Origin of the sequence: Blautia sp. RTP21359st1_E11_RTP21359_211015 (assembly GCF_040910705.1) — a bacterium.
Classification (GTDB): Bacteria; Bacillota; Clostridia; order Lachnospirales; family Lachnospiraceae; genus Blautia_A; species Blautia_A fusiformis.
The window spans coordinates 40,826-62,596 of record NZ_JBDGAB010000010.1 but is presented as its reverse complement, the minus strand read 5'-3'; the positions used below and the strand labels follow the sequence as shown (position 1 = coordinate 62,596).

The following is a 21,771-nucleotide window of genomic DNA, read 5'->3' as shown; positions in this document are numbered from 1 at the left end:
CGGGTGCTTCCCGTTACAGAAGTCGCGTATGCCGGTACGTTGCAGAATCGTGCTTGTTTCAATGGAGAAACAGGGTGGTTGCGGAATTTTATATCCGTCCCTGAAAGGGGACGGATTTTTTTTATCCAAAACATTTTAAACCACGCGGTAAGGATCTGAAACCGGAAAAATATACAAAAGGGGAAAGAGTATGAAAGTGTACAAAAAACTCATGAACGCACTTGCAGCAGTAGAAAAAATTGTACTGGTCATTTCCACACTGCTGATCCTTGTGCTGACTGTGGGAAATGTATTTTCCCGTAAGGTCATCCATCGCTCATGGTCTTTTACAGAAGAGCTTGTTGTAGCGGTGTTTGTTCTCATCACACTTTTGGCAGCAGCACTTGCCTGCCGTGAAAAAGGAGGACTGGTAAGTCTGACACTGGTTACGGACCGTCTTCCGAAAAAACTGGAAAAACCATCTGTGATCCTGATCACGGTCCTGAGCATTGTTTTTTCCGCAATTTTATTTAAATATGGAATGGACAAAGTTCTTACACAGCTGGCAAACGGCAAGAGAACTTTCGTATTGAACTGGCCGGAGTGGATCTTCTGGTCCTTCGTGCCGATCGGAGCAGGCTGTATGATCCTTCATTTTATTGAGTACTGCCTGGACTTCTGCCTGAAAAAAGATGATGAAAAGGAGGACAAATAAATGATCAGTGCAATCTTATTTATCTCCTTCTTTGTTTTCCTGATCCTGGGACTTCCCATTGCAATCTGCTTAGGTCTGTCATCTGTATGTGCCATCCTTTATTCCGGTACATCTCTGACGATCGTAGCTACAAATATGTACTCCGGAATCAGTAAATTCCTGCTTCTTGCTATCCCGTTCTTTGTTCTGTCCGGAAACATTATGGCAAAAGCCGGTATTTCCAAACGACTGATCAACTTCGTAGATACCTGCGTAGGACATAAAAAGGGCGGTATCGCCATTGTATGTGTTATCGTAGCCTGCTTCTTCGGAGCGATCTCCGGTTCCGGTCCTGCAACGGTTGCGGCACTTGGAGCAGTTCTGATCCCGGCTATGGTTGAGCAGGGCGGTTTCTCCGCACCGTTTTCCACGGCATTGATGGCAACCTCCAGTTCCATCGCCATTGTCATACCGCCGAGTATCGCATTCGTTGTATACGCTTCTATCACAGGGGTATCTATTGCAGATATGTTTATGGCTGGTATCGTTCCGGGACTTCTGATGGGTGTTGCTCTTGTGATCATCGTTATGATCGAGGCAAAGAAACATAACATTCAGCCATCCCGTGAAAAAGCTTCCGCAAAAGAACGCTGGGATACATTTAAAGATGCATTCTGGGGATTCCTGATGCCGGTTATCATCCTCGGGGGAATTTACGGTGGTATCTTTACACCAACTGAGGCTGCAGCCGTATCTGTTGTTTACGGTCTGTTTGTTGGTATGGTGATCTACCGTGAGGTTAAGCTCAAAGATCTGTTTGACATTCTTGTGGATTCTGCAAAGACAACCGGTGGAATCATGCTGATCGTAGCGAGTGCTTCCCTGTTCTCTTTTGTATGTACCAAGTTTGGTATTGCAAATGCGGCATCTGAGCTTCTTGCCGGCATTGCACATAATCAGTTTACCTTCCTTCTGATCGTAAACATCATTTTCCTGATCGCAGGATGCTTCATTGATGCAAACTCTGCGATGTACATTTTTATACCGATCATGCTTCCGGTATGTAAGGCTCTGGGCTATGATGTGGTAGCATTCGGTGTTATGGCAACAGTTAACCTTGCGATCGGACAGGTAACACCTCCGGTAGGTGTAAATCTTTTCGTTGCCATCAGTATCAAGATCAAAAAAGGTCTGGAGGTTACTCTTCAGCAGATCTCCAGAGCAGTTATGCCGATGATCGCTGCATCCGTTGCAGTTCTTCTGATCATCACTTATATTCCGGCTGTTTCCACAGCTCTTCCGAAGGCTCTTGCAAAAGAGGGTTCCTATACAGGAGACCAGTCTTCTGACACAGAAAGCCAGAGTTCCAAGGATTCCGGAGACGGAAGTGATTCCTTTAATACCATCGCGGATTACAGTGATCTTGACTGGCCGGAGATGACATGGAACTTTGCATGCTCTACAACTGAAACAAGTACCTGGGCTGACGGAGGACGTAAGTTTGGTGAGCTTATGGAAAAAGCAACCGGCGGAAAAGTCAAGGTTAATATTTACGCAGCAGATCAGCTGACAAACGGAAATCAGTCCGAGGGAATCCAGGCACTGATGAACGGAGATCCGGTACAGATCTCCATGCATTCCAATCTGATCTATTCTGCATTTGACCCGAGATTCAATGTAGTATCCCTGCCGTTTATCTATGATTCCTACGATGACGCGGATGCAAAATTTGACGGTGAGGCCGGAGAAAAGCTGAAAGAGATCCTTGGTGAGTACGGACTTCATTGTATGGGAATCGCAGAGAATGGTTTCCGTGAGCTGACAAACAGCAAGCATGAAGTAAAAACAGTAGACGACATGAAGAACCTGAAGGTTCGTGTGGCCGGTTCCAACCTTCTTATGGAATGCTATAAGAGATGGGGGGCAGATGCCACAAATATGAACTGGTCTGAGACATACACAGCACTTCAGCAGAATACGGTAGAGGGTGAGGAGAACCCGTTGCCTGCGATCGACGCAGCCAGTGTACAGGAGGTACAGCCGTACTGCTCCATGTGGGATGCAATCTATGATTGTCTGTTCTTCTGTATCAACCAGGATATCTATGACAGCCTGACACCGGAACAGCAGCAGGTTGTTGATGAGGCAGGCCAGAAGGCTGTTGAGTATGAGCGTTATATCAACCGTTCCGGCGACGAGGAGATCATGAGCCGCTGGGAGAAGAGCAACGGTGTGACCTTTACAAAGAAAGAGGATATGGATATCGATTCCTTCAAGAAAGCAGTAGACGGAATCGACGACTGGTTTGTAAAGGAGCTTAAGAGTGAAGGCTATGACGATGCACAGGATCTTGTAGATCTGTTTACAGAGGATTCGGTAGATACCGTGGAGGATTACAGTGATCTGAACTGGCCTGAGACGACCTGGAACTTTGCATGCTCCACAACGGAGACAAGTACCTGGGCTGATGGAGGACGTAAGTTCGGTGAACTCATGGAAAAGGCTACCGGAGGAAAGGTCAAGGTTAACATTTACGCAGCGGATCAGCTGACAAACGGAAATCAGTCCGAGGGAATCCAGGCATTGATGAACGGAGACCCGGTACAGATCTCCATGCATTCCAATCTGATCTATTCTGCATTTGATCCACGCTTCAATGTGGTATCCCTGCCGTTCATCTATGATTCCTATGATGATGCAGATGCGAAGTTTGACGGAGAGGCCGGAGACAAGCTGAAGGAGATCCTTAACGGCTACGGACTTCACTGCATGGGTATTGCAGAGAACGGATTCCGTGAGTTGACAAACAGCAAGCATGAGGTAAAATCTGTAGATGATATGAAGAATCTGAAGGTTCGTGTAGCCGGCTCTAATCTCCTTATGGAGTGTTATAAGAGATGGGGGGCAGATGCTACAAATATGAACTGGTCCGAGACCTACACAGCACTTCAGCAGAATACGGTAGAGGGCGAGGAGAATCCGTTGCCCGCCATCGATGCAGCCAGTGTACAGGAGGTACAGCCATATTGCTCCATGTGGGATGCAATCTATGACTGCCTGTTCTTCTGCATCAACCAGGATATTTATGATGCGCTGACACCGGAGCAGCAGGCTGTTGTTGACGAGTGTGGTCAGAAAGCTGTTGAGTATGAGCGTTACATCAACCGTTCCAGTGATGATGAGATCAAAGCACGCTGGGCAGACAAAAACGGTGTGACCTTCACAGAGAAAAAGGACATGGATATCGATTCCTTTAAGAAAGCAGTAGACGGTGTAGATGACTGGTTTGTTCAGGAACTGAAAAAACAGGGCTATAATGATGGTCAGGATCTGGTAGATCTGTTTACAAAGTAATCTTCATATATGTTTATAAAAAGATAAAATAGCCGGAAAGAGGCAGTTCTGAGAGGATTTTTCAGGACCGCCTCTTTTCTTTGCGGAAAAAAGATTATATACTGATAGCAGTCCGACATTTGTCGGGCAGGAGATTATTGAAATATGACCGGAACATAAGTAAAGCATATATTCGCATTTATTTTACTGTATGCTCCGGAGAGTTGATAAGGTAAAGGAAGAAATATGATAAAGATCGATCTGATAACTGGATTTCTCGGATCCGGAAAGACAACATTTATAAAAAAATATGCCTCCTATCTTCTGAAAAAAGGCATGAACATCGGGATCCTGGAAAATGATTTCGGGGCAGTGAATGTGGATATGATGCTGCTTCAGGATCTAATGGGAGACAATTGTGAGCTGGAGATGGTTTCCGGGGGCTGTGATGCGGACTGTCACAGACGGCGATTTAAGACAAAGCTGATCGCCATGGGAATGTGCGGTTACGACCGTGTCATCGTAGAACCATCCGGAATCTTTGATGTGGATGAGTTCTTTGACGCCCTCCATGAGGAACCGTTGGATAAATGGTATGAGATCGGAAATGTGATCGCCATTGTGGATGCGAAGCTGGCAGAGGATCTTTCTGCGGAAGCGGATTATCTGCTGGCTTCCGAGGTGGCAGATGCAGGCTATGTATTACTGAGCAGGAGCCAGGAAGCCACGGTGGAAGAGATCAGCAGCACAAAAGAGCATCTCAACCGTGCACTTGGCCAGATTCAGTGCAGGCGCCGTCTGGACAGTGAGATTCTCACCGGAAACTGGGATGATCTCACAGACACAGACCTGGAAAAGATCCTGGATTGCGGGTATGTGGCAGAGAATTACGTGAAGGAATCCTATGCGGAAGGCGGCGGATTTGATTCTCTGTTTTTTATGAACGTTCATAAAAGCGAGGAGGAACTTCATGAAACTGCAGAAAGGATCCTGAATGATCCATCTTGCGGAGATGTTTTTCGCGTAAAAGGTTTTCTCAGAAAAGAAGATGGACAATGGCTGGAGCTGAATGCTACCCGCCATGAGATCTGCATCCGGCCGGCAAAGCTGGGACAGGAGATCATGATCGTTATTGGGGAGAAACTGAATAAAGAGGTAATTGATGGATACTGGAAATAATACTGCAGGAAAAACAGCACCGGAGAGATATGTCTCAGAGAAGGCCTTTGAAGAGCTGCCAGATACCTTTCAGAAGCTAGCAGAGCTGCTTGGAGAAGATCAGTTTGAACTGGTGGCAGTGAATGATGAGAAAGATCCGCAGGATCAGAAAGCAGCTTCAGAAAGTGCTTTTTCGGAAGCAATTGCGGAAAAGTCCGATGACAATATGTACAGAGTGGATTCTTATGTAAAAAACGGCGAAATCCGTCTTGTGTATCTTATGAATGATGCGGTAGAAAGCTTTCTTGTTTTTGGAAATGCCCGTATGACAGGTGTATACAAACCGGATTACGAGGGCGAGATCCTGGCAGATTTAAGCCGGCAGGGCAGAGAATACATCCTTGTGGTTCACCAGGATGATTCGGTGGTGACTTTGTTTTTTGAAACCCTGTCTCTGGAAAAACATCTCTACGATTACAGCCGGATCGGTCATTTCTGGGTAGAAGGGTATGAATACTTACGGCAGCTGGAATATCGGCTGGCGATCCTCCGCGACAAATATGATTATATAGGCGGGGACAGCTGCAACGCTCTGGAGGAGAAGCTTTCTGCACTGGTGGAATTTCCGCCATTGAATTACTGCTGTTATCCGGCTGTTCCGGAAAAGTATATTGTTCCCAGGGAAAATCCGTGGATTCCCTCGGAAAAGGCATTTGAGGTAATGGGAGAGATCGCAAGGCAGGCAGGAGACCGTACCTTTGTCAGGTGGCTTGAAATTTACCGGAAACTTCGGTTTAAATGGGTAGCACGGAAACTGGCAGGAATGCTTCACCGTACAAAACACATCCAGGTAACGATGTGCCTTTCTGAAAAGCTGCGGGAAGCTTCATCCGGATATGGGAATCGTTCTTTTGGAAAAGAAGCCGATGAAGAACTTAGAGTTCTTACAGAAAAAGCCAGGACAAAGCAGGCAGAGCTGAACGAGCAGGGTATGGGATCCGAAGTACTCAGGGAAGAACCGTTTACCATTGCCAGAGATTCTCTGGGATTTAAGGTTTATCTCATGAAATGGAACAAAGGAAGAAAAGACTGTACCGTTGAAATTGAAGAAATATGACGAAATATATATAGATCCGTAGAGAATATCTGTGAAGTGTTTTTGCCCGGCAGGGATTGCTTTTTTAAAAACACTGGGGTATAATCTAACGGAAAGAGTTAAGAACAGCCCTTTAATAAGAAAGGAGATTTTTAAAATGAAAGTAACACATATTACAGATATTGATAAATTTTTTGAGGTAATTGACAGCTGCAAGGGTAGAGTAGAGCTTGTAACAGGAGAGGGAGACAGATTGAACCTGAAATCCAAACTTTCCCAGTATGTATCTCTTGCAAACATCTTTTCCGCTGGTGAGATCCCGGAGCTTGAGATCGTTGCAGCAGAGAAAGAGGATATCGACAAGCTTATGAACTTTATGATCAACGGCTGATAGGAAGAACGATTTTCAGGGATGTGAGCTTTTCACATCCCTCTATTAATCTGAATATAAAGCAGAATAGGAATGTCTGTTTTGTAAAATGGATATAATGACAGCAGATACAGAAACAGGTATTTTTTTCTCTGTCATCATGAGCATAACAGGATACAACCAGGGGGTATAATACTTCCTGGTCAAACTACGTTAAAAGGAGTGTATACAAAATGGTTAAAATTGATATTATCTCCGGTTTCCTTGGCGCCGGAAAAACAACTCTGATCAAAAAGCTTCTGAAGGATGGATTTCAGGGTGAGCAGGTAGTGCTGATCGAGAACGAGTTCGGTGAGATCGGTATTGACGGCGGCTTCCTGAAAGAGGCAGGGATCCAGATCCGTGAGATGAACTCCGGATGTATCTGCTGCTCTCTGGTAGGAGATTTCGGAACCTCTCTGAAAGAGGTTGTTACCAAATATGATCCGGACAGGATCCTGATCGAGCCATCAGGAGTTGGTAAGCTTTCTGACGTTATCAAGGCTGTACAGGGTGTTCAGGACGAGGTTGACATTAAACTGAACAGCTATACAACTGTTGTTGATGCAAAAAAATGCAAAATGTATATGAAGAACTTCGGTGAGTTCTTTGATAATCAGATCCAGTATGCAGGTGCTATCATCATGAGCCGTACTGATATTGCAAGTGAGAAAAAGGTTCAGGAGTCCCTGGAGCTTCTCCGCAGCCTGAATAAGGATGCTGCTATCATTACAACTCCGATCGAGAATCTTGACGGTAAGAAGCTGGTAGAGGTTATGGAGCATCCGGTATCCCTGGAGCAGGAGATGCTTGAGGAGGAGCATGAGCATCATCATCACCACGACGGAGAGTGTGGCTGCGGCCATGATCATGAAGAGCATGAGCATCACCATCACCACGACGGAGAGTGCGGCTGTGGCCATGATCATGAAGAGCATGAGCATCACCATCACCATGACGGAGAGTGCGGCTGCGGCCATGATCATGAAGAGCATGAGCATCACCATCACCACGACGGAGAGTGTGGCTGTGGACATGACCACCACCATCATCATGCAGATGAGGTCTTCACAAGCTGGGGCCGTGAGACTATTAAAAAATATACACGTGAGGGACTTGAGAAGATCCTTGAGGCACTTTCCGAGTCTGATAAATACGGTATCATCCTCCGTGCAAAGGGAATGCTTCCAGCAGAAGACGGAACATGGATCTATTTTGATATGGTTCCGGAAGAAACTGAGATCCGTGAGGGTGCACCGGAATATACAGGCCGTCTGTGCGTGATCGGTTCTAAGCTTGACGAGCATGCACTGGAGGATCTTTTCGGGATCGCATAAAGCATATGATAAAATAAATGTTCGTTTTGACGCAAAGCCAAAGCGGAATACAGATATAGATTGTTACAGAAAGGAAACAGATACTGTACATTAAATTGTACAGTATCTGATAGGATGGATTTATGGAAGAGACCAGAGTACCCGTTTATCTGATCACAGGTTTTCTGGAAAGCGGCAAGACCTCTTTCCTGAGCTTTACCCTGCAGCAGGATTACTTTCAGATCGATGGAAAAACACTGCTGATCCTTTGCGAAGAGGGTGAGGAAGAATATGATGAGGAAGCACTGAAACAGTGCAATACCGTTGTGGAGAGCATTGACAGCGAGGAAGAGCTTACACCGGAACGACTTGCGGCAATGGAGATCTTGCATCAGCCGGAGCGGGTGATCATTGAGTATAATGGCATGTGGCTGGTAAGTAAATTCGAAGAAATGGAAAAACCGGAAGGCTGGGGCGTGGAGCAACATATCACCTGTGTGGATGCAAGCACATTCCAAGTCTATATGGCGAATATGAAGTCCCTTTTTATGGACATGGTCCGCAATGCGGATATGGTTATCTTTAACCGCTGCCAGGAGAACGACCCGCTTCCTTCTTACAGAAGAAGCATCAAGGTGGTGAACCAGCGTGCGGAGATTATCTTTGAGGATGAAGAGGGCGAGCTTGGTGATCTTTTTGAGGATGAGATGCCATTTGATATTGATGCGCCGGTGATCGATATCCTTCCGGAGGATTATGGTATCTGGTTTGTGGATTCCATGGATCATCCGGACCGTTATGTCGGAAAAACCGTTCACTTTAAAGCACGTGCCCTGAAGCCGCGTGGAATGGGAAGCAAATTCTTTGTTCCCGGAAGAACAGCCATGACATGCTGTGCAGATGATACCACATTCCTTGGTTACATCTGCAAGAGCGCTTTTGCTCCGAAGATCGCAGAAGGCCAGTGGGTGGATGTTACTGCGAAGGTTGCGTTTGAGAAGAGAATGGAATATCAGGGAGAGGGAATCGTACTTTACGCAGAGCATGTAGAAGTTTGTGAGCCACTTGCTGATGAGATGGTATATTTCAACTGATACGATCAGAGCATTTGTATGCCTTAAGGCATAAGAAGGCTGACATTGAAACAGGTGAATTACAGCTGAGGAGTTTTTATGTATTTAATTGCAGGTTTGGGAAATCCGGGAAAGCAGTATGAGGCTACACGCCACAATATGGGCTTTGACACCGTTGACTGTCTTGTGGAGAAGCATAATATCCCGCAGGGCGGCGTAAAATTTAATGCCATGTATGGAAAAGGTATCATCGGCGGTGAAAAAGCTATTCTGATGAAACCGCTTTCCTATATGAATTTAAGCGGCGGTCCGATCCAGGAGATGTCCGGCTATTTCAAGATCGATCCGGAGACAGAGCTGATCGTGATCTACGATGATATCGATCTGGAGCCTGGGCAGCTTCGTATCCGCAAAAAGGGCAGTGCGGGCGGACATAACGGGATCAAGGATATCATCCGCCGCCTTGGAACTGAAAAATTTATCCGTATCCGTGTTGGTGTCGGTGCGAAACCGAAAGACTGGGATCTGGCAGATTTTGTGCTGGGTCATTTTTCGGACAGTGACCGCGAGCTTGTGGATGAAGGGATCAATGATGCGGCAGAGGCTGTGGAGATGATCCTGTCCGAGGGCGTAGATGCGGCGATGAATAAATATAACAGGAAAAAGCCTAAGAATTGAGGTTTGTATGGAAGCATTTTTGCATCCTCTGCAGGGTCTTGCAGAGTTTGAGGAAATAAAAAAGCGCTGTGGCGCAAACTGCGGAATTCTTAATGTTTCCGGATGCATGGAGTCCCAGAAGGTCCATCTGATGTATGGACTTTCCGGGCTTTTTCCATATCATCTGATCCTTGCGGATGATGAGCGCAACGCAAAGGAAATCTATGAGGATTACCGATTCTATGACAAAAATGTATATTTTTATCCGGCAAAGGATCTTCTGTTTTTTCAGGCAGATATTCACGGAAATCTTCTGATCCGGCAGCGGATGCGTGTGATCCGGGCACTTCTGGAACAGGAAGAAGTGACCGTTGTTACCAGCATTGACGGATGTATGGATTTCCTGATGCCGCTGGAAAAGATCAGAAGCAGACTTCTTCATTTTAAAAGTGACAGTGTGATCGATCTGGATCAGCTGAAGGAAGAGCTGGTAGAGCTGGGGTATGAACGCACTGGTCAGGTAGAGCTTCCGGGGCAGTTTTCTGTGCGTGGAGGAATCATTGATATCTATCCGCTGACAGAGGATAATCCCTGGCGTATCGAACTGTGGGATGATGAGGTAGATTCTATCCGGAGCTTTGATGCGGAAAGTCAGAGATCTCTGGAAAATGTAGATGAAATTACGATTTATCCGGCTGCAGAAAAGATGGACGGAGAAGATATGGTATCCTTTCTGGATTATTTTCCGGAAGAAAAAACACTGGTGTTTCTGGATGAACTGAACCACCTGGCAGAAAACGGCGAGGGTGTGGAGGAAGAGTACCGTCAGAGTCGTATGCACAGAGAGGAAAAAGGCGAGGCAAATCTTCCGGAGCAGTGGCTATGTGGCTTTCAGGAACTGCAGAAGAAGCTAAACAGACGGAATTGTGTGGCTGTATCCGCACTTTCTCCCAGACGTTCCGGATGGAAGATCAATGAGGAATTTGATCTTACGGTGAAGTCTGTAGATTCTTATAACAGCAGCTTTGAACTTCTGGTAAAGGATCTCCTTCAGTATAAGAGTCAGGGATACCGGATCGCATTGCTCTCCGGTTCCAGGACCAGGGCGGAGCGTCTGGCAAAGGATCTTTCAGAGGAAGGACTGAATGCTTTTTACAGCCAGGACATGGATCGTATCATTAGCCCCGGGGAGATCATGGTGGTCTATGGTCACGCAAGACGTGGCTTCCAGTATCCGCTGATCAAATTTGCAGTGATGACGGAAACCGATATTTTCGGCAAAGAGCAGAAAAAGCGCAAAAAAAAGAAAAAGTACAGCGGAAACAGGATCCAGGATTTTGCAGAGCTTTCCATTGGTGATCTTGTTGTTCATGAAAAGCACGGACTGGGTATTTACCGTGGAATCGAAAAGGTAGAGGTTGACCGTGTTGTGAAGGATTACATCAAGATCGAATACCGGGGCGGCAGTAATCTCTATATCCTGGCAACCCAGCTGGATGCTTTGCAGAAATATTCAGGATCCTCCGAAAACGCAAAAACGCCCAAGCTGAATAAGCTTGGCGGTCAGGAGTGGAATAAGACCAAGAGCCGTGTTAAGGGTGCGGTAAAAAATATCGCAAAAGAGCTGGTAGAGCTTTATGCAGTCCGCCAGGAGAAAGAGGGGTATGTCTGCGGACCGGATACCGTATGGCAAAAGGAATTTGAGGAGATGTTTCCTTATGAGGAGACAGAGGATCAGCTGGCAGCCATTGAAGATACCAAGAGAGACATGGAAAGCACCAGGATCATGGACCGTCTTGTGTGTGGTGACGTTGGTTACGGAAAGACGGAGGTGGCATTAAGAGCTGCGTTTAAGGCAGTACAGGAAAGCCGGCAGGTGGTTTATCTGGTCCCTACTACCATTCTTGCCCAGCAGCATTATAATACCTTTGTACAGCGTATGAAAGAATTTCCGGTGAAGGTGGAGCTTCTCTGCCGTTTCCGGACATCTGCTCAGCAGAAAAAGACCATCGAAGGGATCAAAAAGGGGCAGGTAGATATTGTGATCGGCACCCACAGAGTTCTTTCAAAAGATGTGGAATTTAAAAATCTTGGACTTCTGATCATTGATGAGGAGCAGCGCTTCGGTGTTACTCACAAGGAGAAGATCAAGCAGATGAAAAAAGATGTGGATGTACTGACGCTGACGGCAACGCCGATTCCGAGAACTCTTCATATGAGTCTCATCGGTATCCGTGATATGAGCGTTCTGGAAGAGCCGCCGATGGATCGTGTGCCGATCCAGACATACGTTATGGAGTACGATGAGGAGACTGTTCGGGAAGCCATCCGCAGGGAGCTTCGCCGGGGTGGACAGGTGTATTACGTATATAATCGAGTCAATGACATTGCCGAAGTAGCCCTTCGGATATCCAGACTTGTGCCGGAGGCCAGAGTGGATTTTGCACATGGACAGATGAGTCAGAGGGAACTGGAGCAGGTAATGTATGATTTTATCAACGGAGATGTGGATGTACTGGTTTCCACCACTATTATTGAGACAGGACTGGATATTTCCAACGTAAACACTATGATCATCCATGATTCGGACAGATATGGCCTTTCCCAGCTTTATCAGCTCCGTGGGCGTGTAGGACGTTCCAACAGGACTGCTTATGCATTCCTGATGTATACCAAAAACAAGATGCTCCAGGAGACCGCGGAGAAACGGCTCAGCGCCATGCGGGAGTATTCAGACCTTGGAAGCGGTTTTAAGATAGCTATGAAGGATCTGGAGCTTCGTGGAGCAGGAAATCTTCTCGGTGCTCAGCAGCACGGGCATATGAACGCAGTTGGTTATGACCTTTACTGCAAGATGCTCAGTGAGGCTGTCAAGGAGGCAAAGGGAATCCGTACTATGGATGATTTTGAGACGACCATTGATCTCAACATCGATGCGTTTATCCCGGATTCCTATATCAGCAACGAGTTCCAGAAGCTGGATATTTATAAGCGTATTGCCAGTATTGAAAGCCAGCAGGAATATGACGATATGTTGGAGGAGCTGATCGACCGTTTTGGTGAGCCGACAAAAGCTGTGTTGAACCTTCTTGCCATTGCAAGGCTGAAGGCTCTTGCCCATCAGGGATATGTGACGGAGATCAAGCAGCTTGGAAAAGATGTCCGGATCACGCTCTATGAAAAGGCCAAGCTGGATCCCGCAGGTATCCCGGCTATTATGGCGCAGTACCGGAGAGGTTTGCAGTTTAAGGCTGATCATGAGCCGAAATTTATCCTGACACCACAGGGAAGGCTGATCGAAGAGCTGATGAAGTTTGCGGGGGAGCTGGCAAAACTGGCAGAGCCACTGGAGTAAAGGGAGGAATCAGCTAAGCTTAGGGTTATCCACGGGAAAAAACATCCGGTTTGTGGATACCGGATATTTTCCCGGAAAGACTTGTGGATAATTTGTGAAATGTCGTGTAAGTTCGTGAAATTCCTTGCTCTTAAAGGTGAAAACGTTTATAATCAAGTATTATGGAATAAGAGCCGGACCGTGATTCTTATGGACGGATAGATGGAGGATGAAATGAGAAATTCAGTAAAGAAAGCGGCAGTTACTGCTCTTGTCTGCGTTACAGCGGCAGGAATGATGGCAGGCTGCGGAAATAAAAAACTCGATGGTACAAAGATCGCAGTGACAGTCAATAAGCAGGAAATCCCGTTTGGCGTTGTAAGTCTGGCAGCACGTATGCAGCAGGCACAGGCTGAGGCAATGTACAAGATGTATCTTGGCGGCGGAAGCGATATGTCTATCTGGAGTACCAAAATGGATGATGATTCCGATGAGACTTACGGTGAAAATGCGGTAACAACTTCTGTTGAAACTGTTGAAAAGATGTGTCTGGAGAAAGAACACGCTTCCGAGTATGATGTTGAAATCACAGATGATGAGCAGAAGGCTCTTGAGGAAGCTGCCAAGAACTTCATGGCTGCCAATTCCGATGAGACAATTGCAGAGCTTGCGGTTGATGAAGATATGGTGAAGACTTTCCTCGAGCTTGAAACATACGATGTGAAGATGAAGGATGCCATTGAAGCTAAAGCGGACGTGAAGCTGGATGAGAAAGAATATCAGCAGATGTCCTTCAGCTATGCAAGTGCAAAGGTCAGCGGAGATGATCTTTCCGATGATGATATCAAGAAGAATAAAGAGAATCTTCAGAAGTTTTATGACAAGGTTAAAGAGGATCCGGCTGCAGATTTCAATACTCTTGGAGATGAGATCTCCGAGGATATGACCGCAACAACCGGAACATGCCCTACCTATGAGGAAGGTGATGACAGTGCTGCCAACGGAACTACTTATCCGGATGAGGTTCGTACCGCTTTAAGAAAGCTGGACGAGGGTGCACTGAACGAGGAGATCATAAAGACAGATTCCGTATGGTATGTTGTGAGACTGGATTCCAAGAATGATAAAACTGCAACGGAGAGTAAGAAAGAGTCTCTGACAAACACCAAGAAGGATGATTTCTATAATGATACAACAGATGGCTGGAAGAAGAAAGCTGATATCAAAGAAGAGAAAAAATTGATTAAGAAGATCAAGATTACAGATAATCACAGCTTTACGATCCAGACTCCAACTCCGACACCGGACCCGGATGTAACTGAGACACCGACAGCAGATTCTGCAGAGGCTGAGGCAACCGAGACACCGGCAGCTGAGGAGCAGACCGATGTGACTGAGACACCGGAGACAGAGGGAGATTCTGCAAAGGCTGATGAGGAGACTGCAGACAGTACAGAATCTGAGGCAGCTGCTACACCGGAAGCTGAGAAATAAGATACCATGTTTAAAATGGAATGATAAGAGAAAAGACAACGAGCCGTGTACGGGTTTATCGTACACGGCTCGTTTTTTGTAATGCTCATGCCTGCTTTACGGATCATCAGATCAGATCGAGATGCTCCAGTGCGTGAAGAATCCCGTCCCTGTCGACTGCACTTGTCTGGTATGTGCAGTGCTTTTCGATGCCTCCGTAAGCATTTCCCATAGCAACGCCGACTCCGGCAGCTTTCAGCATGGGAAGGTCGTTGGGACTGTCTCCGAATGCGTAGCAGTTTTCCCTGGGGATGGAAAGGCGGTCCAGGAGAAATTCCATGCCTGTGGCTTTGCTGGTACCCTTTTGTGTGACTTCCCAGATTCCGTCTCCGTGATCAAAATAGGTGTAATGATCATTACAGAAGCTGTGGAATTTTTCGACATCGGAATCCGGCAGCATATGTACCAGGAATTTGTCATAAGAGTAAGTGCAGGCATCCTCCCGATTGAATTTCGTGATGTCGACCATTGGAATTTCTTTTCGCATTTTGACTCCGAATTCGGACTGGGCCGGAGATGCGCCATCATACAGGATCTCAGTGTTGGATTCAAAAATTGCCTCGATCTTGCATTTGCGGAGAAGGTCTACGGTTTCCTTGCACAGAAGATTTGGGACTGTGCGGAAAAAAAGCAATTTGTTGTCCATGTAAATGTGGGTTCCACAGCCGTATATATAGCCATCGAAATGAAGCTCTGAGAGTGCAGAGGGCATCATTACTTTGGTGCGGCCGGTGTTGATGAAAAGAAGATGACCGTTTTCATGGGCTTTTGTGAGGGCGCTGCTGGTGCTCTCCGGAACCTTGAAGGGGTGAGGCGTAAGCAGTGTGCCGTCTATGTCGAAGAACAGGATTTTTTTATCGTTCATAAGGTCTCCTTTAAAATGGGATTTCTTCTTCGGTGTTACTGTCATCAATGTCAGTAATATCATTAACAGGAAGCGGTTCTGCGGATGTATCTTCAACAGAGTTCAGTGTGCTGACACGGATGCCGTTGAGTTCTATTTCACTTTCCATGGGGATCACAAGGCATTTTCGACCATCGATGATGCGGGTTTCTACCAGTTCTGCCCGGTCCGGTGCTACGTGGATCACCACGTCAGGGGTTTTGATCTCGAATTTCCGGGTGTTGGTGATGTTGGATGCTACCAGAGCTGATTTTTCTCCTGCGGCAAGCTCATACTGTTCATCGAAGTTCTGGAGCTTTTCGTCTTCTACGCCGCATTCTTCGAAGAGACGTTTGACTTCGGATTTGGTGAGGACAACAGGTTCCGGTTCGTCCTTCTGGGATTCGATGAGATCGTTGAGCTTTTCATGGATCTCAAGGACTGTGTCGTAGGCACAGTCATCACCAAGGGTTTCTTCCACCAGAGCATTGAAGGAGTCACGCTGGGTTCCGGCAGATAGTGGTGTGGTGCAGCCGAAGACTTCTTCCATCATGGTGGAGCGGAGATTTTCGGCGTTTTTGGTGTAGTAGAGAAGTCCGTGGATATCGGTACTGCGGTCGTTGAACTGTGGGAAAAGGAAGCCCCAGTCAGGCATTTCTACCAGCCAGTCCCGGATACGGTCTTCAATATTGTTTGTCTCTGCATTGTAATGCAGGCCTGCTTTGGAGAGCTTGACCGGGCAGATACTGCAGAGGATGTGATCGTAGATCTCATCGGAAGCGTCGAACATTTCGGCACCGTCGGAGGATTTGCCGGGGATGTCGTAGACTGCGTGGATGAGGATGATGTAGTAGTTTTCACCGTAGTCGTAGTTTTCTATGATTCTGTCGTAGAAGGCTTCGGTGAGGGTGTCGTCGGTGAGTTTGCTTTTGCGGAGTTTCATGAGGAAGTTTTGGGTTCCGCCTTCGGTTTCCTGATCCAGAGGAAATTCCATGTTGATGAGGTTTTTTCCGATGGTGCCGGTGAGGGTTTTTCGGAAGATGTCGAAGTATTTGAAGGTTTCTTCCTCTGATAAGGATAAGAAGGCTTCTTTGAGTTCGGTTTTTTTGTTTTTTTCACCGTCTACGTAGCAGCCGCAGATGCGGGTGATGGAGCAGCGGTCAGGGGTGAATTGTTTTTTTATTTCTGCGATTTCTTTTTTGTTCATGTGTGGTTTACCTCGGTTTTTTAATTAGTTTGATTATAGCACAGGTGTTTGGTGGGGGCAAGATGACGCGGACGGACGTGTGAGATTTGCAGCAGAAGTCCGGGTGCCGTCGTTTCGCCTGGTCATACTAAGCGTCTGAGGTGTCTCACGGAGCGGCCGGCCCATAACTCGCCATGTACGCTGATGCGTACCTGGCTCAGACAGATGGGCCTTACCCTGCGGCTTGTGGCCGCCGGGTACCTCTCCGTGAACCACCTCAGACGCTAAGTATGGACCAAGGCTCACTCCAAAGCACCCGGACTTCTGCTGCAAACCTCACACTGTGCGGTCATGGTGGGAGGGATAGAGTGGTCTGACGGGAGTTGGATGAGCCATCAGCGCTGCGCTGGATGGCTGGGAGGAAAGGCTGAGTTTCCTTGTGGTTTGCCGGGGAGGTTGTGAGCGTCGGCGCGTTGCTGGACGCCTGTAGTTTGGAAGCCTGAGATTCTATGTGTTTGTCAGGGAGGTTGTGAGCGTCGGCGCGTTGCTGGACGCCTGTAGTTTGGAAGGTTGAGATTCCATGTGGTTTGGAGGGAGGTTGTGAATGTCGGTGCGTTGCTGGACGCTGGAAGGTGGTGTCGAAATTTGGAGATGGTTTTTTGTGGTGTTGTGGTGGGATGTGTGGTATGATTTGTATATCTTATAAGATCTATCCATTTATTTGGTTTCTTTTTGCTTCAATGTCTGAAGCGTTTTTTCAAAAAATATTTATAAAAACTGTATACAGGGTTTCTGAAGTGTTTGGTTGATGGTATAATTGTATATACCAGAAGGAGTATTGTTTGAGAGATAATACGATTTTTGATGATGTTTTTCGTACTATGATGGAGAAAATGACGTTTCTGGTCGTGCCTTTGATCAATGATGTTTTTCATACATCATACCCGGCTGATGTGGAGATTGTGCAGCTGCGTAATGAGTATCAGCGGGTGGATGGTGAGATTATTACGGATTCGCGGTTGTTGATCGGAAACAGGATTTATCATATAGAATGTCAGAGTACGGATGACACGACAATGGCTGTACGGATGATAGAGTATGATTTTGCAACTGCTGTTGAGTTTGCCAGAAAGCAGGGACGGAGGTATCGGATGGAGTTTCCACGTTCTTGTGTGTTGTATCTGAGAAATAGTAGGAATACGCCGGATTTTCTGGAAGTGGATGTGGTTTTTCCGGATGGGGGATGTCATTTGTACAGAGTGCCTGCCATTAAAGTAGAGAATTATACAAAAGATAAGATATTTGAAAAGAGTCTTCTTATGCTGCTTCCTTTTTATATCATGCGATATGAAAAAAGAGGGCATGAGATGAGTGAGAATCCACAACTTTTTCAGGAATTACTGAATGAATATGAAGTGATCCGGAGTAAACTGGAGGTAGAGATCACTGAATCTGGAAGGTCTGAACTGTTCAGTGATCTGATTGGACTGATAACTCGGATATCTGATCATATTTTCAGAAATGAGGAGAAAGTCCGGAAAGGAATAGGTGAGATTATGGGTGGACATGTTCTGGAACTGGAATCTGAGAAAAGGGCAAGACTGATGGCGGAAGCTAAAGAACAGGCTGAAGCACTGGGGCGAGAACAGGGAATGGCTCAGGGAATGGCTCAGGGAATGGCCCAGGGGGAAGAACGACTTAGTGTTCTGATCAACAGGCTTATACTTGATGATCGTGGTAATGAGATCCAGAAGGTTGTTACAGATAAAGAAATGCGTGAAGCCATGTACAGAGAATATCAATTATAATAAGAAAAGATAAAGAGAATCCCCCACTGGTTTTGCTATCCATGGGGGATTCGTTGATTGATCTGAATCTTATAATACAGAATATCCGTAACTGCTGACAATAGCATCGATCTTCTGGCGGTTTTTGCACAGTGGGCAGTTGTCAGAGCGGTAGGAGTGATAGTCCGGGATGTCTCTGGCCTGAAAGATAGAGTGGACAGGGAGTGTGGCTACACTGTCTACACTGCTGTAGATGGCTGCCACGCCGCGGATCTTACCGCCATAGTACAGAACGCTTTCGATAGCTCGGTTCAATGTGGATCCGGTGGTGATGGAACCATTTAGGATGAGGATGTTTTTTCCATTGATCATTGGTTCATAGTTGTCGCGGAAGATCATCTGCCCGGTGCTGTTGAACTCAGGGGTGATGACGTAGATGGTCTGGTGTGCGTTCATGGAAAGGACGCCGGCTTTGGTCAGTTCTTCGGCGAGATAAGCACCGATCACTTCAAGTCCGTCCATGCAGACGATGGTGTCTACCGGAATGGATGCTTCGTAATTTGCTGCGAGAGCGGATGCAATACGCTGTGCTTCAGCGCATCTGGATTTCATAGTAGTGAGATCCAGGTAGTGTGTGATATGGGATTGGGATGTTACGAAGTGTCCCGGAATCATTTTAAGCTGTATGCGGTTGTCAGTGCGTGCATAAATTTTTATGATGTTGTCCTGATCCATAATAAAAACCTCCTGTCGTGATCGTGTTTTACGTGGTTGTTCAGGAGAATTATCCTGAAGGATTACGAAACAGATTTATTTAACCGAATGCGGATTGCAAATATCCGATTAGCTGTGCATATTATACCATTAATTTCAAAAAAATGAAATAATATAATGCAAAATATATAAAAAATATTCAAAAAATCAAGCGTATTTGTTAAAAAATATCCAATATCATGAAAACTTTGACAATAGGATCATTACTATAGAGTGAAAGTACTTGTGAGTACGTAGTAAATTGGAAAGAGAGTGTCATATGTATTATTGCGTATAAAAAAGAGGAGGAGAATCCTTATGGATTCTCCCCCTGTGAGAGTGAGTCGATGTCAGCCTTCAATAGATACATATTTATCAGCTTCAATCTCTTCAGCTGCTTTTTTCGGAATAGAAAGTCTCAGAACACCGTTCTCAAATTTTGCATGGACATCTTCGTTTTTTACACCATTACCAACATAGAAGCTTCTGCTTGTGCTGCCGGCATAACGTTCACGGCGGATATAATTGCCTTTCTTGTCTTCCTCGTCTTTGTCAAGACCCTTGGCAGCAGAGATGGTAAGATAACCATCCTTCAGCTGTACCTGTACTTCATCTTTCTTAAATCCTGGAAGATCTACATCCAGCTCATAGCCTTTATCTGTTTCACGTACATCAGTTTTCATGATATTTTTTGCATGTTTGCCATAAAGAGGGTTCTTTCCGCTAAAGAAATTATCTCTGAATCCAAAATCATCCATCCAGTCATCAAATAAGTTTTCTCCAAATACACTCGGGAACATCATAAGTCATTTCTCCTTTCAAATTGAAAAGCCGTTCCGGTGGATCAAGAAATCCAACTGTTGCCGGTATATAGTTACCACTTCGGGTTATTCCGCAGTGGTGATCGTTTGGTTTTATTCTGAACATCTGGAAGTTCTTTTTTATCTTCTCCTTTGTTCTATATGTAATATAACACCTGTTGTTAGCAAAGTCAATAGGTGAGTGCTAAAAAATTGTGAAGAATTTGTGTTCCGTAAAATGAAAAACTAATTTCCAGTTTTAGCCCTTTATGTTCTTATATTAAAAAGCGAATCGGACAAGGACTGAAAAGCTTATGCAGATTGAACATTCTGCAATGTTATAATAACTTTAAAGCATAGAAAAAACCAAAAAAATCAATATAATAAGGCATATAGACAAAATGTATTAAAAAAATTTTTCGTACATTCTTCTGAGTTGAACAGACGATAGAAAGACAGTGTTCATGAGTATGCAGGTAAAGCAAAATGTAAATGAAAAAGTACAGGAGGAGAGAATAATGCAGAAAAAATATGCAGATTTTAAGCTTGGGGTACCGGATTATGTAACAGTGGAAACAGAAGAGGAGAGACTTGTGTGCCAGGGAGGGCAGACGACAGTAGCTGCCGGTGCAACTACTGTGGAATTTCAGGACGCAGGTGAACATGAGGATATATTTGTCACATCCGAGGATGCAGTGAGATGTGTGAAGCTGAGATGGAACTATAAGATCCCGAAATCAGCCAGATTTCTGGGAGATGCCTGGGAACGTACCTATGGTGATGCGGAATGGCATGGAATGAGCGGAAACCGTTATCTGCCATGGTATTTTCTGGCGAAGCTTTCTGAGAAGGTTCTCTGCTTTGGCGTAAAGGTCCGTCCTTCTGCTATGTGCTGCTGGCAGGTGGATACCAAAGGAATTACTTTGTTTCTGGATGTTCGCTGCGGAAATACAGGAGTACAGCTGAAAGGAAGAAAGCTGTGTGCCGCACAGATCGTCTGCATGGAAGCAGAAGGAGCAGATACTTTTGAAACTGCACATAAATTCTGTGAAAAAATGTGTACAGATCCGATCTTCCCAGAGTTTCCGGTATATGGAAGCAATAACTGGTACTATGCTTACGGTGACAGCTCCGAAGAGGAGATCTTAAGTGATACCGATTATATCCTGAAACTGACCGAAGGTGTAAAAAATCCTCCGTTCATGGTCATTGATGATTGCTGGCAGGAGCATCACCGCCTGGATGAATACAACGGTGGACCCTGGACAAAAGGCAATGCCAGATTTCCGGATATGAAAGGTCTTGCAGACAAGCTGGAGAAAAAAGGTGTCCGCCCGGGTATCTGGGTCCGTCTGCTTCTTAATGAAGATGAGAATATCCCGAATGAGTGGAGGATTTCCTATAATGACTGTCTCGATCCGTCCCACCCGGATGCACTGGAATATATCCGTAAAGATATCGAGAGGATCTGTGATTGGGGATACACGCTGATCAAGCATGATTTTTCTACCTTTGATCTCTTTGGAAAATGGGGATTTGAGGCGAATTTAAGAGACAATTCCATGGAGAAATGGCATTTTTATGATCAGACCAAAACCAGCGCAGAAATCGTAAAAATGCTTTATCAGGAGATTTATGATGCTTCCCGGAGCAACAACGCAGTGATCATCGGCTGCAATACTATCGGACATCTCGGCGCAGGCCTGATGCATCTGAACCGGACCGGTGACGATACCAGCGGACGTATCTGGGAGCGTACCAGACGAATGGGCGTAAATAC

Annotated in this window: 16 protein-coding genes and 1 other annotated feature (1 of these 17 running past the window's edge); of the genes, 12 read left to right on the top strand and 4 right to left on the bottom strand. The window is 45.8% G+C overall.

Features of this window, described 5'->3' with window-relative positions:
* Positions 1 to 105 (top strand) — a binding site (T-box leader); it begins 142 nt to the left of the window's first position.
* 85 nt (positions 106 to 190) lie between these two features.
* The 10 genes from AB5026_RS05520 to AB5026_RS05475 all read left to right on the top strand — a co-directional run bounded on the left by AB5026_RS05520 (position 191) and on the right by AB5026_RS05475 (position 14,543).
* Positions 191 to 694 (top strand): TRAP transporter small permease, encoded by a 504-nt coding sequence (locus AB5026_RS05520; protein WP_015525504.1) that lies wholly within the window; start codon positions 191 to 193, stop codon positions 692 to 694.
* Complete coding sequence (locus tag AB5026_RS05515; RefSeq protein ID WP_015525505.1) at positions 695 to 4,027, top strand: TRAP transporter large permease subunit; 3,333 nt, start codon at positions 695 to 697, stop codon at positions 4,025 to 4,027.
* A gap of 225 nt (positions 4,028 to 4,252) precedes the next feature.
* Positions 4,253 to 5,185 carry a GTP-binding protein gene (locus AB5026_RS05510; protein WP_178817918.1) on the top strand — a complete coding sequence of 311 codons (933 nt, stop codon included), beginning with the start codon at positions 4,253 to 4,255 and terminating at the stop codon, positions 5,183 to 5,185.
* Positions 5,169 to 6,281 (top strand): DUF3878 family protein, encoded by a 1,113-nt coding sequence (locus AB5026_RS05505; RefSeq protein WP_015525507.1) that lies wholly within the window; start codon positions 5,169 to 5,171, stop codon positions 6,279 to 6,281. Before AB5026_RS05510 ends, AB5026_RS05505 begins: the two co-directional genes overlap by 17 nt.
* A 136-nt stretch (positions 6,282 to 6,417) precedes the next feature.
* Positions 6,418 to 6,651 carry a hypothetical protein gene (locus AB5026_RS05500; protein WP_015525508.1) on the top strand — a complete coding sequence of 78 codons (234 nt, stop codon included), beginning with the start codon at positions 6,418 to 6,420 and terminating at the stop codon, positions 6,649 to 6,651.
* Positions 6,652 to 6,863: 212 nt separating this feature from the next.
* A complete protein-coding gene (locus AB5026_RS05495) occupies positions 6,864 to 8,006 on the top strand; it encodes a CobW family GTP-binding protein (protein ID WP_368212938.1) in 1,143 nt (380 codons plus the stop codon).
* A 122-nt stretch (positions 8,007 to 8,128) separates the two neighbouring features.
* Positions 8,129 to 9,079, top strand: coding sequence for a GTP-binding protein (locus AB5026_RS05490; protein ID WP_021651300.1), 951 nt, complete (start codon positions 8,129 to 8,131; stop codon positions 9,077 to 9,079).
* Between the two features lie 78 nt (positions 9,080 to 9,157).
* A complete protein-coding gene (gene pth / locus AB5026_RS05485) occupies positions 9,158 to 9,736 on the top strand; it encodes an aminoacyl-tRNA hydrolase (protein ID WP_368212936.1) in 579 nt (192 codons plus the stop codon).
* A gap of 7 nt (positions 9,737 to 9,743) precedes the next feature.
* On the top strand, positions 9,744 to 13,070 hold the full coding sequence (gene mfd, locus AB5026_RS05480; RefSeq protein WP_022427189.1) for a transcription-repair coupling factor: 3,327 nt from the start codon (positions 9,744 to 9,746) through the stop codon (positions 13,068 to 13,070).
* A gap of 213 nt (positions 13,071 to 13,283) precedes the next feature.
* Entirely contained in the window at positions 13,284 to 14,543 is a 1,260-nt protein-coding gene (locus AB5026_RS05475) for a hypothetical protein (RefSeq protein ID WP_022427188.1), read from the top strand.
* A 106-nt stretch (positions 14,544 to 14,649) separates the two neighbouring features.
* Here the strand turns inward: AB5026_RS05475 and AB5026_RS05470 are convergent, their stop codons facing one another.
* Both AB5026_RS05470 and AB5026_RS05465 read right to left on the bottom strand, forming a co-directional pair.
* Positions 14,650 to 15,447 carry a Cof-type HAD-IIB family hydrolase gene (locus AB5026_RS05470; RefSeq protein ID WP_022427187.1) on the bottom strand — a complete coding sequence of 266 codons (798 nt, stop codon included), beginning with the start codon at positions 15,445 to 15,447 and terminating at the stop codon, positions 14,650 to 14,652.
* Between the two features lie 10 nt (positions 15,448 to 15,457).
* Positions 15,458 to 16,672, bottom strand: coding sequence for a DUF4317 domain-containing protein (locus AB5026_RS05465; RefSeq protein WP_368212935.1), 1,215 nt, complete (start codon positions 16,670 to 16,672; stop codon positions 15,458 to 15,460).
* A gap of 821 nt (positions 16,673 to 17,493) precedes the next feature.
* On the opposite strand from AB5026_RS05465, the gene AB5026_RS05460 reads away from it, so the two are divergent.
* Positions 17,494 to 18,459, top strand: a complete 966-nt coding sequence (locus AB5026_RS05460) for a hypothetical protein (protein ID WP_368212933.1) — start codon at positions 17,494 to 17,496, stop codon at positions 18,457 to 18,459.
* Between the two features lie 69 nt (positions 18,460 to 18,528).
* On the opposite strand, the gene AB5026_RS05455 is transcribed toward AB5026_RS05460, so the two are convergent.
* Both AB5026_RS05455 and AB5026_RS05450 read right to left on the bottom strand, forming a co-directional pair.
* Positions 18,529 to 19,173: an orotate phosphoribosyltransferase gene (locus AB5026_RS05455; RefSeq protein WP_015525517.1), complete on the bottom strand. Its 645-nt coding sequence runs from the start codon at positions 19,171 to 19,173 to the stop codon at positions 18,529 to 18,531.
* 368 nt (positions 19,174 to 19,541) lie between these two features.
* Positions 19,542 to 19,994 (bottom strand): Hsp20/alpha crystallin family protein, encoded by a 453-nt coding sequence (locus AB5026_RS05450; RefSeq protein ID WP_015525518.1) that lies wholly within the window; start codon positions 19,992 to 19,994, stop codon positions 19,542 to 19,544.
* 515 nt (positions 19,995 to 20,509) lie between these two features.
* Between AB5026_RS05450 and AB5026_RS05445 the strand changes: the two genes are divergently transcribed.
* Positions 20,510 to 21,771 (top strand): hypothetical protein (locus tag AB5026_RS05445; protein ID WP_368212931.1); only part of this gene is annotated, 1,262 nt, incomplete at its 3' end.

What these genes read in the sequence shown, in the direction of transcription:
- AB5026_RS05520 (WP_015525504.1), top strand. Translation starts at nt 191, where the DNA reads ATGAAAGTGTACAAAAAACTCATGAACGCACTTGCAGCAGTAGAAAAA.
- AB5026_RS05515 (WP_015525505.1), top strand. Translation starts at nt 695, where the DNA reads ATGATCAGTGCAATCTTATTTATCTCCTTCTTTGTTTTCCTGATCCTG.
- AB5026_RS05510 (WP_178817918.1), top strand. Translation starts at nt 4,253, where the DNA reads ATGATAAAGATCGATCTGATAACTGGATTTCTCGGATCCGGAAAGACA.
- AB5026_RS05505 (WP_015525507.1), top strand. Translation starts at nt 5,169, where the DNA reads ATGGATACTGGAAATAATACTGCAGGAAAAACAGCACCGGAGAGATAT.
- AB5026_RS05500 (WP_015525508.1), top strand. Translation starts at nt 6,418, where the DNA reads ATGAAAGTAACACATATTACAGATATTGATAAATTTTTTGAGGTAATT.
- AB5026_RS05495 (WP_368212938.1), top strand. Translation starts at nt 6,864, where the DNA reads ATGGTTAAAATTGATATTATCTCCGGTTTCCTTGGCGCCGGAAAAACA.
- AB5026_RS05490 (WP_021651300.1), top strand. Translation starts at nt 8,129, where the DNA reads ATGGAAGAGACCAGAGTACCCGTTTATCTGATCACAGGTTTTCTGGAA.
- pth (WP_368212936.1), top strand. Translation starts at nt 9,158, where the DNA reads ATGTATTTAATTGCAGGTTTGGGAAATCCGGGAAAGCAGTATGAGGCT.
- mfd (WP_022427189.1), top strand. Translation starts at nt 9,744, where the DNA reads ATGGAAGCATTTTTGCATCCTCTGCAGGGTCTTGCAGAGTTTGAGGAA.
- AB5026_RS05475 (WP_022427188.1), top strand. Translation starts at nt 13,284, where the DNA reads ATGAGAAATTCAGTAAAGAAAGCGGCAGTTACTGCTCTTGTCTGCGTT.
- AB5026_RS05470 (WP_022427187.1), bottom strand. Translation starts at nt 15,447, where the DNA reads ATGAACGATAAAAAAATCCTGTTCTTCGACATAGACGGCACACTGCTT.
- AB5026_RS05465 (WP_368212935.1), bottom strand. Translation starts at nt 16,672, where the DNA reads ATGAACAAAAAAGAAATCGCAGAAATAAAAAAACAATTCACCCCTGAC.
- AB5026_RS05455 (WP_015525517.1), bottom strand. Translation starts at nt 19,173, where the DNA reads ATGGATCAGGACAACATCATAAAAATTTATGCACGCACTGACAACCGC.
- AB5026_RS05450 (WP_015525518.1), bottom strand. Translation starts at nt 19,994, where the DNA reads ATGATGTTCCCGAGTGTATTTGGAGAAAACTTATTTGATGACTGGATG.